12 protein-coding genes are annotated in these 16,767 nt (G+C 62.2%); 11 read left to right on the plus strand and 1 reads right to left on the minus strand.

Annotation, left to right across the window (positions count from 1 at the left end):
* Positions 1-5: 5 nt before the first annotated feature.
* From PM2_RS09095 to PM2_RS09135, 9 genes are all read left to right on the plus strand, one after another.
* On the plus strand, positions 6-1,007 hold the full coding sequence (locus tag PM2_RS09095) for a pilus assembly protein PilP (protein ID WP_028698443.1): 1,002 nt from the start codon (positions 6-8) through the stop codon (positions 1,005-1,007).
* A complete protein-coding gene (locus PM2_RS09100) occupies positions 931-2,199 on the plus strand; it encodes a type IV pilus secretin PilQ (RefSeq protein WP_016712494.1) in 1,269 nt (422 codons plus the stop codon). Before PM2_RS09095 ends, PM2_RS09100 begins: the two co-directional genes overlap by 77 nt.
* A gap of 4 nt (positions 2,200-2,203) precedes the next feature.
* The gene (gene aroK / locus PM2_RS09105; protein WP_028698445.1) at positions 2,204-2,722 is read left to right on the plus strand and encodes a shikimate kinase AroK; all 519 of its coding nucleotides are present in this window, start codon (positions 2,204-2,206) and stop codon (positions 2,720-2,722) included.
* 97 nt (positions 2,723-2,819) lie between these two features.
* On the plus strand, positions 2,820-3,917 hold the full coding sequence (gene aroB / locus PM2_RS09110; protein ID WP_028698446.1) for a 3-dehydroquinate synthase: 1,098 nt from the start codon (positions 2,820-2,822) through the stop codon (positions 3,915-3,917).
* A gap of 15 nt (positions 3,918-3,932) precedes the next feature.
* Positions 3,933-5,546: an SPOR domain-containing protein gene (locus PM2_RS09115; protein ID WP_016712491.1), complete on the plus strand. Its 1,614-nt coding sequence runs from the start codon at positions 3,933-3,935 to the stop codon at positions 5,544-5,546.
* Between the two features lie 372 nt (positions 5,547-5,918).
* On the plus strand, positions 5,919-10,364 hold the full coding sequence (gene gltB, locus PM2_RS09120; protein WP_016712490.1) for a glutamate synthase large subunit: 4,446 nt from the start codon (positions 5,919-5,921) through the stop codon (positions 10,362-10,364).
* A 123-nt stretch (positions 10,365-10,487) separates the two neighbouring features.
* A complete protein-coding gene (locus PM2_RS09125; RefSeq protein WP_019098286.1) occupies positions 10,488-11,906 on the plus strand; it encodes an FAD-dependent oxidoreductase in 1,419 nt (472 codons plus the stop codon).
* 128 nt (positions 11,907-12,034) lie between these two features.
* Entirely contained in the window at positions 12,035-13,099 is a 1,065-nt protein-coding gene (gene hemE, locus PM2_RS09130; protein WP_019098287.1) for a uroporphyrinogen decarboxylase, read from the plus strand.
* Positions 13,100-13,215: 116 nt separating this feature from the next.
* The gene (locus tag PM2_RS09135) at positions 13,216-13,563 is read left to right on the plus strand and encodes a YgiW/YdeI family stress tolerance OB fold protein (RefSeq protein WP_028698447.1); all 348 of its coding nucleotides are present in this window, start codon (positions 13,216-13,218) and stop codon (positions 13,561-13,563) included.
* 38 nt (positions 13,564-13,601) lie between these two features.
* On the opposite strand, the gene PM2_RS09140 is transcribed toward PM2_RS09135, so the two are convergent.
* Positions 13,602-14,789: an MFS transporter gene (locus PM2_RS09140; protein ID WP_231115640.1), complete on the minus strand. Its 1,188-nt coding sequence runs from the start codon at positions 14,787-14,789 to the stop codon at positions 13,602-13,604.
* A 165-nt stretch (positions 14,790-14,954) separates the two neighbouring features.
* Here PM2_RS09140 and PM2_RS09145 point away from each other — a divergent pair, with 165 nt between their 5' ends.
* Together PM2_RS09145 and PM2_RS09150 are read left to right on the plus strand one after the other, a co-directional pair.
* Positions 14,955-15,854: a LysR family transcriptional regulator gene (locus PM2_RS09145; protein WP_028698449.1), complete on the plus strand. Its 900-nt coding sequence runs from the start codon at positions 14,955-14,957 to the stop codon at positions 15,852-15,854.
* A gap of 76 nt (positions 15,855-15,930) precedes the next feature.
* Positions 15,931-16,704 carry a ParA family protein gene (locus tag PM2_RS09150; RefSeq protein ID WP_028698450.1) on the plus strand — a complete coding sequence of 258 codons (774 nt, stop codon included), beginning with the start codon at positions 15,931-15,933 and terminating at the stop codon, positions 16,702-16,704.
* Positions 16,705-16,767 lie beyond the last annotated feature (63 nt).

The following is a 16,767-nucleotide window of genomic DNA, read 5'->3' on the forward strand; positions in this document are numbered from 1 at the left end:
CGCCGATCTTTGCCTGGCTGGCGGTCGCCGAGCACTCCAGGCGTATCAGGTGCCTGGCGCCAGCCATGGCCGCTGTGCTGGTGTTCGGTCTGGGTTGCGCGTTGCGCCTGCCGGCAGCGCTCCAGCAACAGGCACAAGAGGCGTCCAGGCAAGCCTCATTAGATGAACAGCAGTCAGCCAGCACGGCGAAGCTGGTCGAGCTGGAGCAACTGCGGGCAGCTCTGATTGTTACCGAGCAGGCGTTGCTGGAGGCTCACTGGCACCTGGCCAGCGGGGAGGGCATGAGCGACGTGCTCGGCAGCCTGGCTTCGTCGGGGCATGCGCACGGCCTACTGGTCGAGCGGTTCGATGTGCATGAAAGCGAGCCGCAGGCAGGCTACCGCAAAACACCCCTGGAGGTGCAGGTGATGGGGCCTTACACGGCTTTGCGTCAATGGCTGCACGACTGGCTGGGCCAGGCGCGTCTGCTGCGCAGTGGCGACATCAACCTTTCTATTGTCGAGGGGCAGCCAAGGCTTTTGCGCCTGCAACTGCGTGTAGAGGCCTTCGAGGCTGTCGCGCCGGTGCCGGCACCCGAGGCGTTTGCACGCACCTCGGCCAGGGCCGCCACACCAGAACCCGTGGTCGACCCTTTCACACCAGCAGCAAGACGAATGGCAAGCTTTGGGCTGGGCAGTGTGCCGTTGGCACAACTGGAAATGGTCGGCAGCCTGTCGCGCGGGATGTCGCACGAGGCGCTGCTGATGGCGGCTGGCAGGCTCTATAGGGTTCGGGCAGGCGAGCGTTTAGGGCGTAACCACGGTGTGGTGGAGCGGGTCGACCAAGACCAGGTCGAGGTCCGCGAACGGCTATTCATGGCGGGGGTGTGGCACGAGCGCACAGCGTTCATCACCCTTGCAAAGCGCCTGGGCAAGGAGGCCCCGGACCGGAATGAAAATGTTGATGAAATGGGTGTTGGCAGCCCTGCTGCCGATCCCGCTGGCGTCGGCGATGCCTTACCAGGGTGAGCCCCTGTCGTTGAACTTCCAGGATGTGGAAGTGCGCTCGGTGCTGCAGGTGCTGGCTGATTATGCGGGCGTCAACCTGGTTGCGGGTGACGACGTACAAGGTAACGTCACGTTGCGTTTACAGGATGTACCTTGGGATCAGGCACTCGACCTGGTGTTGCGAAGCAAGGGCCTGGCCCGGCGGCAGGAGGGTAATGTACTGCTGGTGGCACCTGCGGCAGCGTTTGCCGCGCAGCCGTTCGATGCCCCCTTGGGGCTGGAGCCGAATGCTCAGGTGCAGCCGCTACGCCGTGAGCTGATACCAATCCATCATGCCAAGGCCGCCGAGCTGGTTGATCTATTGCTGACCAGCCTGGCGGATGACGGCACCCTCACTGCCAGGGGCAGCCTGACTGTCGACGAGCGCACCAATACACTGGTGGCGTACCAGCCCGCCGACCGCCTGGCGGAACTGCGGCAGCTGGTTGCGCAACTGGACGTGCCGGTGCGCCAGGTGGCGATCGAGGCGCGTATCGTCGAAGCCAACGTCGATTACGAGAAAAGCCTGGGGGTGCGCTGGGGCGGGCCGTTGTATAGCGAAAACCTGCGGCCGGGCCAGGAGCTGTTTGTCGATCTTGGTGTGGAGCGTGCGGGCAGTAGTCTCGGCCTGGGCCTGCTGCGTGGCGACCTGTTGCTCGACCTGGAGCTCAGCGCCATGGAAAAAAGCGGCAACGGCGAGATCATTTCGCAGCCCAAAGTGGTAACGGCCGACAAGGAAACGGCCAGGATCCTCAAAGGCACCGAGGTGCCCTACCAGGAAACCAGTCAAAGTGGCGCCACCTCGGTGTCGTTTCGTGAAGCCTCGCTGTCGCTGGAGGTGACACCGCAAATCACCCCGGACAACAAGGTGATCATGACCGTCAGGGTGACCAAGGACGAGCCGGATTACGTCAATGCCTTGAACAACGTACCGCCGATTCGCAAGAACGAGGTCAATGCCAAGGTTCGCGTGGCGGACGGTGAAACCATCGTGATTGGTGGCGTGTACTCCACTTCGCAAAACAATGTGGTCGACAAGGTGCCATTTTTCGGCGATCTGCCGTATGTTGGGCGGCTGTTTCGACGCGATGCATTACAAGAGAAAAAATCCGAGCTGCTGGTCTTCCTGACTCCGCGTATCATGAGTGACCAGGCGATTGCTGTGAGTCGTTGATTCTGTGCGAAATTTGATACTTGTGGGGCCCATGGGCGCTGGTAAAAGCACCATTGGACGCCTTTTGGCCAAAGAGCTGCGCCTGCTGTTCAAGGATTCCGACAAGGAAATCGAACTGCGATGCGGCGCCAATATCCCGTGGATTTTCGACAAGGAAGGCGAGCCGGGTTTTCGTGATCGCGAGCAAGCGATGATCGCCGAACTGTGCGCGCTTGATGGCGTGGTCCTGGCCACCGGCGGCGGCGCGGTGATGCGCGAAGCCAACCGCCAGGCATTGCACCAGGGTGGTCGGGTGATCTACCTGCACGCCTCGGTGGAGCAGCAGGTTGGCCGTACCGCACGCGACCGCAATCGCCCGCTGCTGCGCACCGCCAACCCCGAGGCGACCTTGCGCGCCCTGCTGGAAGCGCGCGACCCGCTCTACCGCGAGATCGCCGACCTGGTGGTGGAAACCGACGAGCGGCCGCCGCGCATGGTGGTGATCGACATTCTCGAGCGCTTGCAGCAGTTGCCGCCCCGTTAACCCGGGACTATTCTCGGCCACCAGCGCCGAGGCGAGGTTCAACGTTACCGCGCAGGTTGCCCGTACGGCGCCGCGCCTAAGTACATTGTGGGGATACATGCAGACACTTAAGGTCGACCTGGGCGAGCGTAGCTACCCGATCTACATAGGCGAAGGCTTGCTGGACCAGCCCGAGTTGCTGGCGCCGCACATTGCCGGCCGGCAAGTCGCCATCGTTTCCAACGAGACCGTCGCGCCCCTGTATCTCGAACGCCTGACCAAGACCCTCGGCGCCTATTCGGTGCTGCCAGTGGTGCTGCCCGATGGCGAAGCCTACAAGAACTGGGAAACCCTGCAGCTGATTTTCGATGGCCTGCTGACCGCCCGCCATGATCGCCGCACCACCGTGGTTGCTCTGGGCGGGGGTGTGATCGGTGACATGGCCGGCTTCGCGGCCGCCTGCTACCAGCGTGGTGTCGACTTCATCCAGGTGCCGACCACCCTGCTGTCCCAGGTCGACTCCTCGGTGGGCGGCAAGACCGGTATCAACCACCCGCTGGGCAAGAACATGGTCGGTGCCTTCTATCAGCCCAATGCAGTGCTGATCGACACCACCAGCCTGAAGACGCTGCCTGCACGCGAGCTTTCGGCTGGCCTGGCCGAGGTGATCAAGTACGGCCTGATCTGCGACAAGCCGTTCCTTGCCTGGCTCGAAGACAATATGCAGGCCCTGCGCGGCCTGGACCCTGTGGCCCTGACCGAAGCCATTCGTCGTTCCTGCGCGGCAAAGGCTGCGGTAGTCGGGGCCGATGAGCGCGAGTCTGGCGTACGGGCCACGCTGAACCTGGGGCATACCTTCGGGCATGCCATCGAGACCCACATGGGCTACGGCGTGTGGCTGCACGGCGAAGCCGTGGCAGCGGGCACGGTGATGGCCCTGGAAATGTCCATGCGCCTTGGCTGGATCGACCAGGCCGAGCGCGATCGCGGAATCCGCCTGTTGCAGGACGCAGGTTTGCCGGTGGTGCCACCACAGGAAATGACCCCGGCGCATTTCATGGAGCACATGGCGGTCGACAAGAAGGTGCTCGACGGTCGTCTGCGTCTGGTGCTGCTGCGCCAGATGGGCGAGGCCGTGGTGACCGACGACTATCCGAAAGAGATTCTACAGGCCACGCTGTCGGCGGATTACCGCGCGATCGTGGCCCAGCTTTGAGGTTGTGACAGCGCAATGACCAGTTTGCATGCCGATGAGGCCTTTCTCGACCATTACCAGTTGAGCCACGATCCGTTCGCGCCCCGCGTGCCCGGCTTCAAGTTCTTCCCGGCCCAGCGCAAGCCCGTGCTTGGCCAATTGCACCATCTGGCACGCTATAGCCAGTTGATGCTGGTAGTCAGCGGCCCGCTGGGCAGCGGCAAGTCGCTGCTGCGCCAGGCCCTGGTGGCCAGCACCAACAAACAGGCGGTGCAGAGCGTTGTGGTGTCTGCCCGTAGTGCCAGCGATGCTTCCGGCATGCTGGCCCAGGTCGCCCAGGATCTGGGTGTGGACCAAGCTGAAGTGCAGGCGATTCTGTCCAAGGTGGTGCAGCTGGCACTCACCGGGCAGGAAGTGTATTTGCTGGTAGACGATGCGGAACAACTCGACGAGTCGGCACTCCAAGCGTTGCTGGAATTGGCGGCCGGTGTACCGGAAGGACGCCCGCATGTGTTCCTGTTCGGTGAACCGTCACTGATTGCCGGGCTGGATGAGCTCAATATCGAGGAAGAACGCTTCCACATCATCGAGCTCGCCCCCTACAGTGAAGAGGAAACCCGCGAGTACCTGGAGCAGCGTCTGGAAGGCGCGGGCCGGGGCATCGAGGTGTTCAGCCGTGAACAGATCGTCGATATCCATGAAAACTCCGACGGTTGGCCTGGCAACATCAACCAGGTCGCCCGTGACACTTTGATCGAAGCCATGATCGCCAGCCGCTCAACGGCCAAGCGACCATCCATGGGGTTCAAGATGCCTAAAAAACATGTGCTCGCGCTGTCCGCTGTGGTCGTGGTCGCCGTTGGCGCCGCGGTGTTGATGCCCAAGAAAGGCGACAAGGCGCCGGCCGATGCGCCAGCCGCCCAAGCCCAGTTGCCGCTTGGCGAAGGCAAGCAAGGTGCTGCCATCGAGTTCTCTGGCTCGTCCCAGCCGATGCCACTGCCTTTGGTGGGCCAGTCCCAGCCGGTGATGCGCGAACCGCTGGCCCAAGCCGCAGGCATGGGTGAAGGTGAAGAAGGCAGCCCGGCAGGTGATACCGCACTGCAGCCTGGCAACCCACCGCCAACCGTGACCACCATTGCTCCGCCGCAAGGCGTGCCCGCCGGCCCGGCACCTGCGCCTGCCCAGCCCGTCGCCAGCGTGCCTGCCCAGCCTGTGCAGCCGGTGGCACCTGCGCCGAAGCCCGTCGCAACCCAACCGGCCAAACCGGTTGCACCTGCCAAGCCTACGCCAGCACCGACCCAGGTTGCCGTGGCCAAGCCAGCCGCCAAACCGGCTGAAAAACCAGCGGCATCCGGTGGTGGCAGCGGTGGCTGGTACGCCGGGCAAAAGCCGGGTAACTATGTGGTGCAGATCCTCGGCACCAGCTCCGAGGCTTCGGCTCAGGCGTACGTCAAGGCCCAGGGTGGCGACTATCGCTACTTCAAGAAAAACCTGCAGGGCAAGCCGTTGTACGTCGTGACTTATGGCAGCTTCGCCAGCCGCGATGCAGCGGTTGCGGCAATCAAGAACTTGCCAGCGAAGGTCCAGGCTGGTAAACCTTGGCCACGTACCGTCGCCAGCGTCCAACAAGAGCTGGCCTCGGCCCGCTGATACCTTCCGGGCGGCATCACCCCGCCGCCCAGTAGCTAAGCGAATTCTAGCTTTCGACTAGCCTGCTGCGTTTTAACGCGGCAGGCTTTTCTGTCCCAGACTGCCGGCCACAAGCCTTACTTGCAGTCATGGCTGAAACGCTTCAGACTCGAGCCAAGCCGCTATCACGGCGCATGGCGCAAAAGCATTCAAAATTGCGACATAAATTTTCAATGGTGAGACATGAAAATTTGTGGGCATCGCTGTCGCTGTGCAACAATGGTTTTCCATGGCCACCGCAAAAAAGCTGGCGTTTGATCGGCGTGGATGGTAAGTGGTTGTTAAAAAAGAGATTTGCCTCCGTTGAGAGGTGAACCTGGTGAGAATGTGTCTATGAAAACAGGTCTGTACCATCCCGAAGAATTCAAGGACAACTGTGGTTTTGGCCTGATCGCCCACATGACGGGCGAACCGAGCCACCACCTTCTGCAAACCGCCATGCAGGCGCTGACCTGCATGACCCACCGCGGCGGCATCAACGCCGACGGCAAGACCGGTGACGGTTGCGGTCTGCTCATGCAGAAGCCCGATCAATTCCTGCGTGCCGTGGCCCAGGAGCACTTCGCCGTCGAGCTGCCGAAGCAGTACGCCGTCGGTATGGTGTTCTTCAACCAGGACCCGGTCAAAGCTGAAGCCGCCCGCGCCAACATGGACCGCGAAATCCTCGCAGCCGGCCTGAAACTGGTCGGCTGGCGCAAGGTGCCGATCGACACCAGCGTGCTCGGCCGCCTGGCCCTGGAGCGCCTGCCACAGATCGAGCAGGTGTTCATCGGCGGTGAAGGCCTGAGCGATCAGGAATTCGCGATCAAGCTGTTCAGTGCCCGTCGCCGTTCGTCGGTGGCCAACGCCCACGACGCCGACCACTACATCTGCAGCTTCTCGCACAAGACCATCATCTACAAAGGCCTGATGATGCCGCGCGATCTCGCGGCGTTCTACCCAGACCTGGGTGACGAGCGCTTGCAAACCGCGATCTGCGTGTTCCACCAGCGCTTCTCCACCAACACCCTGCCGAAATGGCCGCTGGCGCAGCCGTTCCGCTTCCTCGCCCACAATGGCGAGATCAACACCATCACCGGCAACCGCAACTGGGCCATGGCCCGTCGCACCAAGTTCGCCAACGACCTGATCCCCGACCTCGAAGAGCTCGGCCCGCTGGTCAACCGCGTGGGTTCCGACTCGTCGAGCATGGACAACATGCTGGAACTGATGGTGACCGGTGGCATCGACCTGTTCCGTGGTGTGCGCATGCTGGTACCGCCAGCCTGGCAGAACGTCGAGACCATGGACGCCGACCTGCGCGCCTTCTACGAATACAACTCCATGCACATGGAGCCGTGGGACGGCCCGGCCGGTATCGTCATGACCGAAGGCCGCCACGCGGTGTGCCTGTTGGACCGGAACGGCCTGCGCCCGGCACGCTGGGTGACCACCACCAATGGCTACATCACCATCGCCTCGGAAATCGGCGTATGGGGCTACCAGCCTGAGGAAGTGCTGGCCAAAGGCCGTGTCGGCCCGGGTCAGATCCTGGCCGTGGACACCGAAACCGGCCAGATCCTCGACACCGACGCCATCGACAACCGCCTGAAGTCGCGTCACCCCTACAAGCGCTGGCTGCGTCAGCACGCCACCCGTATCCAGGCGACGCTGACCGACGACCAGGGCGTGGCCAGCTATGACGCTGACCAGCTCAAGCAATACATGAAGATGTTCCAGGTCACCTTCGAAGAGCGTGATCAGGTGCTGCGCCCGCTGGGTGAGCAGGGCCAGGAAGCTGTCGGCTCGATGGGTGACGACACGCCGATGGCCGTGCTGTCGCAGCGTGTGCGTTCGCCGTACGACTTCTTCCGCCAGCAGTTCGCCCAAGTGACCAACCCGCCGATCGACCCGCTGCGCGAAGCGATCGTGATGTCGCTGGAAATCTGCCTGGGCGCCGAGCGCAACATTTTTCAGGAGTCCCCGGAGCACGCTTCGCGGGTGATCCTCAGCTCGCCGGTCATTTCGCCCGCCAAGTGGCGTTCGCTGATGAGCCTGGAGCGCGAAGGTTTCGACCGCCAGCTGATCGACCTCAACTATGAAGAGGGTGTCGGCCTGGAAGCGGCCATCCGCAATATCGCTGACCAGGCTGAAGAAGCCGTGCGCGCTGGCAAGACCCAGCTGGTGCTGAGCGACCGCTACATCGCCCCGGGCAAACTGCCGGTGCACGCTTCGCTGGCCGTGGGTGCAGTGCACCACCGCCTGACCGAACAAGGCCTGCGTTGCGACAGCAACATCCTGGTGGAAACCGCCACCGCCCGCGACCCGCACCACTTTGCCGTGCTGCTGGGCTTCGGTGCCTCGGCTGTTTACCCGTACCTGGCTTATGAAGTGCTGGCCGACCTGATCCGCACCGGCGAAGTACTGGGCGACCTTGACGAAGTCTTCAAGTACTACCGCAAGGGCATCTCCAAGGGCCTGCTGAAGATCCTGTCGAAGATGGGTATCTCCACCATCGCCTCGTACCGTGGTGCGCAGCTGTTCGAAGCCATCGGCCTGGCCGAGGAAGTGGTCGGCCTGAGCTTCAAGGGCGTGTCCAGCCGTATCAAGGGTGCGCGCTTCGAAGACCTGGAAAGCGACCAGAAGCTGCTGGCGGCCGAAGCCTGGAGTGCGCGCAAGCCGATCCAGCAAGGCGGCCTGCTGAAGTTCGTTCACGGTGGCGAGTACCACGCTTACAACCCGGATGTGGTCAACACCCTGCAAGCCGCCGTGCAGCAGGGCGACTACGCCAAGTTCAAGGAATACACCACGCTGGTCGACACCCGCCCGGTGTCGATGATTCGCGACCTGCTGAAAGTGAAAGTGGCCGACCAGCCGCTGCCGCTGGAGCAGATCGAACCGCTGGAGGCCATCCTCAAGCGGTTCGACTCCGCCGGTATCTCGCTAGGTGCCCTGTCGCCGGAAGCCCACGAGGCGCTGGCCGAGGCCATGAACCGCCTGGGCGCGCGCTCCAACTCCGGTGAGGGCGGTGAAGACCCGGCGCGCTACGGCACCCTGCGCAGCTCCAAGATCAAGCAGGTGGCCACCGGTCGCTTTGGCGTGACCCCGGAATACCTGGTCAACGCCGAAGTGCTGCAGATCAAGGTAGCCCAGGGCGCCAAGCCCGGTGAGGGCGGCCAGCTGCCAGGCGGCAAGGTCAACGGCCTGATCGCCAAGCTGCGCTATGCGGTACCGGGCGTGACCCTGATTTCGCCACCACCGCACCACGACATCTACTCGATCGAAGACCTGGCCCAGCTGATCTACGACCTCAAGCAGGTCAACCCGCAGGCGCTGGTGTCGGTCAAGCTGGTGGCGGAAGCCGGCGTGGGCACCATCGCCGCTGGTGTGGCCAAGGCCTATGCCGACCTGATCACCATCTCGGGTTACGACGGGGGTACCGGTGCTTCGCCGCTGACGTCGATCAAGTACGCCGGCGCCCCGTGGGAACTGGGCCTGGCCGAAACCCACCAGACCCTGCGTGGCAACGACCTGCGCGGCAAGGTGCGGGTACAGACCGACGGCGGCCTGAAAACCGGCCTGGATGTGATCAAGGCGGCCATCCTTGGCGCCGAAAGCTTCGGCTTCGGTACCGCGCCAATGATCGCCCTGGGCTGCAAGTACCTGCGCATCTGCCACCTGAACAACTGCGCCACCGGCGTAGCCACCCAGAACGACAAGCTGCGCAAGGATCACTACATCGGCACCGTCGACATGGTGATCAACTTCTTCACCTTCGTCGCCCTCGAGACCCGTGAATGGCTGGCCAAACTGGGCGTGCGCAGCCTGGGCGAACTGATCGGCCGTACCGACCTGCTCGACGTATTGCCAGGCGACACCGAGCGCCAGCAGTACCTGGACCTGTCGCCGCTGCTGGGTAGCTCGCACATTCCGGCTGACAAGCCACAGTTCTGCGAAGTGGACAAGAACCCGCCGTTCGACCAGGGCGAGCTGGCCGAGAAGATGGTGGAAATGGCCATGCCGGCCATCCGTGATCAGGCCGGTGGCGAGTTCAACCTCGACATCTGCAACTGCGACCGTTCCATCGGTGCGCGCGTGTCGGGTGAAATCGCCCGCCTGCACGGCAACCAGGGCATGGCAGCGGCGCCGATCACCTTCCGCTTCAAGGGTACTGCGGGCCAAAGCTTCGGTGTGTGGAACGCCGGTGGCCTGAACCTGCACCTGGAAGGCGACGCCAACGACTACGTCGGCAAGGGCATGACCGGTGGCAAGCTCACCATCGTGCCGCCAGCCGGCAGCCCGTTCGAAACCCAGCACAGCGCCATCGTCGGCAACACCTGCCTGTACGGTGCCACCGGCGGCAAGCTGTTCGCCGCCGGTACTGCTGGCGAGCGCTTCGCTGTACGTAACTCCGGCGCCCACGCTGTTGTCGAGGGCACTGGCGATCACTGCTGTGAATACATGACCGGCGGCTTTGTCTGCGTGTTGGGCAAGACCGGTTACAACTTCGGTTCTGGCATGACTGGCGGCTTCGCCTACGTGCTCGACATGGACAATAGCTTCGTCGACAAACTCAACCACGAACTGGTGGAAATCCAGCGTATCAGTGGTGAAGCGATGGAGGCCTACCGCAGCCACCTGGCGCGCGTCCTTGCCGAGTATGTGGAAGAAACTGGCAGCGAGTGGGGGCGTGAGCTCTCGGAGAACCTGGACGACTACGTGCGGCGCTTCTGGCTGGTGAAGCCGAAGGCAGCCAACCTGAAGCAACTGCTGTCCAGCACCCGTGCCAACCCGCAGTAAAAACAGCTGCAAGTGGCAAGCCTCAAGCTGCACGTAAAGGCAGTACGAGGTTTGCCCGGCTTAAGTGATCGTCTTGCGGCTTGCAGCTTGTAGCTTGCAGCTGCTGTAAAGAGGTTTTGAAAAATGGCTGAACGTCTGAACAACGACTTCCAGTTCATCGAAGTGGGCCGCAAGGACCCGAAGAAAAAGCTGCTGCGCCAGCGCAAGAAAGAGTTCGTGGAAATCTACGAACCGTTCAAGCCGCAGCAGTCCGTGGAACAGGCGCACCGCTGCCTGGGCTGCGGTAACCCGTATTGCGAATGGAAGTGCCCGGTACACAACTTCATCCCCAACTGGTTGAAGCTGGTTTCCGAAGGCAACATCCTGGCCGCCGCCGAGCTGTCGCACCAGACCAACACCCTGCCGGAAGTGTGCGGCCGCGTGTGTCCGCAAGACCGCCTGTGCGAGGGTGCCTGCACCCTGAACGACGGCTTTGGTGCGGTGACCATCGGTTCGGTGGAGAAGTACATCACCGACACCGCCTTCGCCATGGGCTGGCGTCCGGACATGTCCAAGGTCAAGCCAACCGGCAAGCGTGTCGCCATTATCGGCGCCGGCCCTGCTGGCCTGGGCTGCGCCGACGTATTGGTGCGTGCCGGCGTGACCCCGGTGGTGTTCGACAAGAATCCGGAAATCGGTGGCCTGCTGACCTTCGGCATCCCCGAGTTCAAGCTGGAAAAAACCGTGCTCAGCAACCGCCGCGAAGTCTTCACCGGCATGGGCATCGAATTCCGCCTGAACACCGAGGTGGGCAAGGACGTCACCATGGAACAGCTGCTCGCCGAGTACGACGCCGTATTCATGGGCATGGGTACCTACACCTACATGAAGGGTGGCTTCCCGGGCGAGGACCTGCCAGGCGTGCACGACGCGCTGGACTTCCTGATCGCCAACGTCAACCGTAACCTGGGCTTCGAGAAGTCGCCTGAAGACTTCGTCGACATGCAGGGCAAGAAGGTCGTGGTGCTGGGCGGTGGTGACACCGCGATGGACTGCAACCGCACGTCGATCCGTCAGGGCGCCAAGTCGGTGACCTGCGCCTATCGCCGTGACGAGGCCAACATGCCGGGTTCGCGCAAAGAGGTGAAGAACGCCAAGGAAGAGGGCGTGAAGTTCCTCTACAACCGTCAGCCTATCGCCATCGTTGGCGAGGACAAGGTGGAAGGCGTGAAAGTGGTCGAAACCCGCCTTGGTGAGCCGGATGCCCGTGGCCGCCGTAGCCCCGAGCCGATCCCGGGTTCTGAAGAGATCCTGCCGGCCGATGCCGTGGTAATCGCCTTCGGCTTCCGCCCAAGCCCGGCGCCGTGGTTCGAGCAGCATGGTATCCAGCTGGACAGCCAAGGCCGCGTAGTGGCGCCGGAGAAAGGCAAGTTCAAGCACCAGACCAGCAACCCGAAAGTGTTTGCCGGTGGCGACATGGTGCGCGGTTCGGACTTGGTGGTAACGGCCATCTTCGAAGGGCGTACCGCTGCTGAAGGCATCTTGGACTACCTCGAAGTCTGAATCAGTTAGATTTTGTATACAAAATCTATTGATCCAGGACATACCCATAGAGAAAAGGCACGGCAATGAGCCGTGCCTTTTCTTTGTGCGTCTGAGAAAATGCCCGCACTATTTTTCCGGATGCCGACATGACTGCCCTGAAGAACGATCGTTTCCTGCGTGCACTGCTCAAGCAACCCGTAGATGTCACCCCGGTGTGGATGATGCGCCAAGCCGGCCGCTACCTACCGGAGTACCGCGCCAGCCGCGCCAAGGCCGGTGACTTCATGAGCCTGTGCATGAACCCGCAGTTCGCCTGCGAGGTCACCTTGCAGCCGCTGGACCGCTACCCGCTGGACGCGGCGATCCTGTTCTCGGACATCCTCACCATCCCTGACGCCATGGGCCTGGGCCTGTACTTCGAAACCGGCGAAGGCCCGCGTTTCAAGAAGGTAATCAGCACCCCGGCCGACATCGAAGCGCTGCCAATCCCCGACCCACAGAAAGACCTGGGTTATGTGATGGACGCGGTCAGCACCATTCGCCGCGAGCTCAACGGCCGTGTGCCGCTGATCGGCTTCTCGGGCAGCCCGTGGACCCTGGCCACCTACATGGTCGAAGGCGGCTCGTCGAAAGACTTCCGCAAGACCAAGGCCATGGCCTACGACAACCCGCAAGCCCTGCACCTGCTGCTGGACAAGCTCGCCCAGTCGGTGACCAGCTACCTGAATGGCCAGATTCTGGCCGGTGCCCAGGCTGTGCAGATTTTCGACACCTGGGGTGGCAACCTGTCGGCGGCGGCCTACCAGGAATTCTCCCTGGCCTACATGCGCAAGATCGTCAGCGGCCTGATCCGCGAGCACGAAGGGCGCAAGGTGCCGGTGATCCTGTTCACCAAGAACGGTGGCCTGTGGCTGGAAAGCATTGCCGACGCCGGTGCCGACGCATTGGGCCTGGACTGGACCTGCGAGATCGGCGACGCCCGCCGCCGCGTGGGTGACAAGGTGGCCCTGCAAGGCAACATGGACCCGACCGTGCTGTACGCCAAGCCGGAAGCCATCCGCCAGGAAGTGGCGCGCATCCTGGCCAGCTACGGTCACGGCACGGGCCATGTGTTCAACCTGGGCCACGGCATTACTCCGGAAGTCGACCCGGAGCACGCGGGTGTGTTCATCAACGCCGTGCATGAGCTGTCGGCGCAGTATCATCAGTGATCTGAAGGCTGAAAACCCAAGCCCGGCCCTGTGCCGGGCTTTTTGTCGCATTAAGTTTTAATTCAGCGATCGTCGTTAATCTGGTCCCATCGAAACCCAAAAAGGACCCGATCCCCATGAAAGCACGTTATCTCGCTCTGATCCTCGCCCCTCTGTTCAGCGCCGCCGCACTGGCTGCGAGCTATACCGGCCCCGGCGCCCAGTCGGTCACTACGGTGGCCGCTGCCAACGACGCTGCCGATGACACTCCGGTGGTGCTGCAAGGCTTCGTGACCAAGAAGATCAACAACGACGACAAGTACGAGTTCAAGGACAACACCGGCACCATCACCGTCGAGATCGATGACGAAGACCTGCCGCCTACGCCGTTCAATGACAAGACCAAGGTCAAGCTGACCGGTGAGGTGGAGAAGCACCTGATGAGCCGGGAAGTGGATGTGGATATTGTCGAGATCATCAACTGATCCGAGGGCCTATTCGCGGGTAAATCCGCGAATGGCCCTCAAGCCGTTTTCGGTGGAAGCTTGCTCAGGTGCAACGCCACCAGCAACGCCACCGCCAGCAAGCTGCCAATGAACAGCCCGATGCCATTCCAGCCCCCCTGGTGCCAGAACACCCCGCCCGCAGTACCCGCCACGCTCGACCCGGCGTAATAGCTGAACAGGTACAGCGACGAGGCCTGCCCCTTGGCCTTCAGCGCCCGGCGGCCGATCCAGCTGCTGGCAACCGAGTGCGCGCCAAAGAAGCCGAAGGTGAACACCAGCATGCCGACGATCACCATGGCCAGCGGGCTGGCCAGGGTCATCAGCAAGCCACCCGCCATCACCACGATACTGGCCCAGAACACCTTGCGCCGGCCCAGCTTGTCCGCCAGTGCGCCGACCTGTGCCGAGCTGTAGATGCCAGACAGGTACACCACCGACAGCAGGCCGACCAGCGCCTGGTTCATATGGTAGGGCTCAGCCAGCAGGCGATAGCCGATGTAGTTGAACAGGGTGACGAAGGCCCCCATCAGCAGGAAGGCTTCAAGGAACAACCAAGGCAGGCCGGCATCCTTGAAGTGCATGACAAAGCCGTCCAGCAGGCTGCGCGGGTTCATCAACTGTGGGCGGAAGTTGCGCGATTCGGGCAAGACCTTCCAGAACACCAGCGCGGCTACCAGCGCCAGGCCGCCGATGGTCAGCATCGCTGTGTGCCAGCTGACGAAGTCGATCAATACGCCCGTGATGAGCCGCCCACTCATACCGCCAATCGCGTTGCCCCCGATGTACAGGCCCATGGCCAGGCCGATGTGTTGCGGGTGGATCTCTTCGCTGAGATAAGTCATTGCCACTGCCGCCAGGCCACTCAACGACAGGCCGACCAATGCGCGGGTGACCAGTACCAGCTCCCAGCTCGGCATCACTGCGCTGGCCAAGGTGGAGAGGGCGGCGCAAACCAGGGCAAAGACCATTACCGGCTTGCGCCCAATGCGGTCAGAAATGGGGCCGGTGATCAACAGGCCGAACGCCAGCATGGCGGTGGACACCGACAGCACCAGGCTGCTCTGCGCCGCATTGATGGCAAACTCCTTCGACAGCAACGGCATCATCGGCTGCACGCAGTACAGCAGGGCGAAGGTGGCGAAGCCGCCGCTGAATAGCGCCAGCACAGTCTTCATGAAGGCGGGGGTGCCTTTCTCGATCCACATTTCGTTCAGGGGGGCAGGTTCTGGTTCGGCTGGAAGGGGGGCTATAGCAGTTTTCACGGGCGGGTACCTCTGGCGCAATGAAAAAAGCATATAGCTGGCTAATGATTAGATCCAATATATTGTTCGACCTATTTAAGATGTTTTTCGACTCATTCGGAGCTGATCATGGAACTGCGCCATCTGCGTTACTTCATCGCCGTGGCCGAAGAGCTGCACTTTGGCCGTGCCGCCCAGCAACTGGGCATTTCGCAGCCGCCGCTGAGCCAACAGATCCAGGCCCTGGAGCAGGAGCTGGGGGCTCGCCTGTTCGAGCGTACCAACCGTCGGGTGGAGCTGAGCGAGGCGGGGCGGTTATTCCTTGAGGAAGCGCGTCAGGTGCTGGCGCAGGTGGAGAAGGCGGCCGATGTGGCCCGGCGTGCTCAGCTGGGAGAACTGGGTGAAATGAAGATCGGCTTTACCTCGTCTGCGCCCTTCACCTCGAAGATCCCCAAGGCCATCCATGCCTTTCGCCAGCGTTTCCCGGCGGTGCATCTGAACCTCAAGGAAATGAGCAGCCGCGATGTCGCCGAAGGGGTGTTCGACGAGTCCATCGAAGTCGGGTTGATGCGGCCGATGCCGCTGCCTGAAGGTTTGCAGGTCACCGAGTTGTTTCGTGAGCCGCTGGTGGCAGTCATCAATGCTTCGCATCCGCTTGCCGAGGGCACTGAACAGGGTGTGCACATGGCGGCGCTGGCCCATGAGCCATTCGTGTTCTTCCCACGCAGTTATGGCAGCGGCTTACATGCGCAGTTGCTGAGCCTGGCGCGTCAGGCAGGTTTCAGCCCGCACTTTGCCCAGGAGGCGGGGGAGGCGATGACCATCATCGGGCTGGTGTCGGCGGGGTTGGGGGTGTCGGTGTTGCCGGCGTCATTCCAGCGCATGCGCATCGAGAGGGTGGTGTACCGCACCTTGCTGGATGAAGGGGCGATGTCGGCGGTTTGGCTGGTGCAGCGCGAGCGCGGCAATTCGGTGATGGCCAAGGCGTTTGCCGAGCTGTTGACGGGGCAGGTGGTCGGCCAGGGCTGATGCCGGTCAAATGGCACTGGCCATTGCCGCAGTGCCGCCACATACTCGGGCATTCGTTGAAACACGGAGGTCAATCATGCGGCGCGTGGTGTTCAATCAGAAAGGTGGCGTGGGCAAGTCGAGCATTGCCTGCAACCTGGCGGCGGTCAGTGCCAATGAAGGCTATCGGACCCTGTTGATCGACCTGGATGCCCAGGCCAACTCGACCCAGTACCTTACCGGCCTCACCGGCGAGGACATCCCCATGGGGATTGCCGACTTCTTCAAGCAAAGCCTGTCCAGCGGGCCGTTCAGCAAGAAGAACAAGGTCGATATCTACGAAACCCCGTTCGACAACCTGCATGTGGTCACTGCCACGGCAGAACTGGCCGACTTGCAACCCAAGCTTGAGGCCAAGCACAAGATCAACAAGCTGAGAAAGCTGCTGGACGAGCTGGACGAGGACTACGAGCGGATCTACATCGATACACCGCCGGCGCTTAATTTTTATGCGGTTTCTGCGCTTATTGCCGCCGATCGCGTGCTGATTCCCTTCGACTGCGACAGTTTCTCGCGTCAGGCGCTGTATGGCCTGCTGGCGGAAATCGAAGAGCTCAAGGACGACCACAACGAGGGCCTTCAGGTTGAAGGTATCGTGGTCAACCAGTTCCAGTCCCGCGCCAGCCTGCCGCAGCAGATGCTCGACGAACTGCTGACCGAAGGCATGCCGGTGTTACCGGTGTACCTGGGCAGCTCGGTGAAGATGCGTGAATCGCACCACGCCAGCCTGCCGCTGATTCACCTGGAGCCGAAGCACAAGCTGACCCAGCAGTTTGTCGAGTTGCATGATTTGCTGGAGGAGAGAGGTTAGACGTCTGTTAGGTATCAAGGCTGCCAGGTGCCTGGCGCAGCATTTTCGGCGCCTGTGAAATCG

Source organism: Pseudomonas monteilii NBRC 103158 = DSM 14164, assembly GCF_000730605.1.
GTDB lineage: Bacteria > Pseudomonadota > Gammaproteobacteria > Pseudomonadales > Pseudomonadaceae > Aquipseudomonas > Aquipseudomonas monteilii.

What these genes read in the sequence shown, in the direction of transcription:
- PM2_RS09100 (WP_016712494.1), top strand. Translation starts at nt 931, where the DNA reads ATGAAAATGTTGATGAAATGGGTGTTGGCAGCCCTGCTGCCGATCCCG.
- PM2_RS09150 (WP_028698450.1), top strand. Translation starts at nt 15,931, where the DNA reads ATGCGGCGCGTGGTGTTCAATCAGAAAGGTGGCGTGGGCAAGTCGAGC.
- gltB (WP_016712490.1), top strand. Translation starts at nt 5,919, where the DNA reads ATGAAAACAGGTCTGTACCATCCCGAAGAATTCAAGGACAACTGTGGT.
- PM2_RS09125 (WP_019098286.1), top strand. Translation starts at nt 10,488, where the DNA reads ATGGCTGAACGTCTGAACAACGACTTCCAGTTCATCGAAGTGGGCCGC.
- PM2_RS09115 (WP_016712491.1), top strand. Translation starts at nt 3,933, where the DNA reads ATGACCAGTTTGCATGCCGATGAGGCCTTTCTCGACCATTACCAGTTG.
- aroB (WP_028698446.1), top strand. Translation starts at nt 2,820, where the DNA reads ATGCAGACACTTAAGGTCGACCTGGGCGAGCGTAGCTACCCGATCTAC.
- PM2_RS09135 (WP_028698447.1), top strand. Translation starts at nt 13,216, where the DNA reads ATGAAAGCACGTTATCTCGCTCTGATCCTCGCCCCTCTGTTCAGCGCC.
- PM2_RS09140 (WP_231115640.1), bottom strand. Translation starts at nt 14,789, where the DNA reads ATGTGGATCGAGAAAGGCACCCCCGCCTTCATGAAGACTGTGCTGGCG.
- PM2_RS09145 (WP_028698449.1), top strand. Translation starts at nt 14,955, where the DNA reads ATGGAACTGCGCCATCTGCGTTACTTCATCGCCGTGGCCGAAGAGCTG.
- hemE (WP_019098287.1), top strand. Translation starts at nt 12,035, where the DNA reads ATGACTGCCCTGAAGAACGATCGTTTCCTGCGTGCACTGCTCAAGCAA.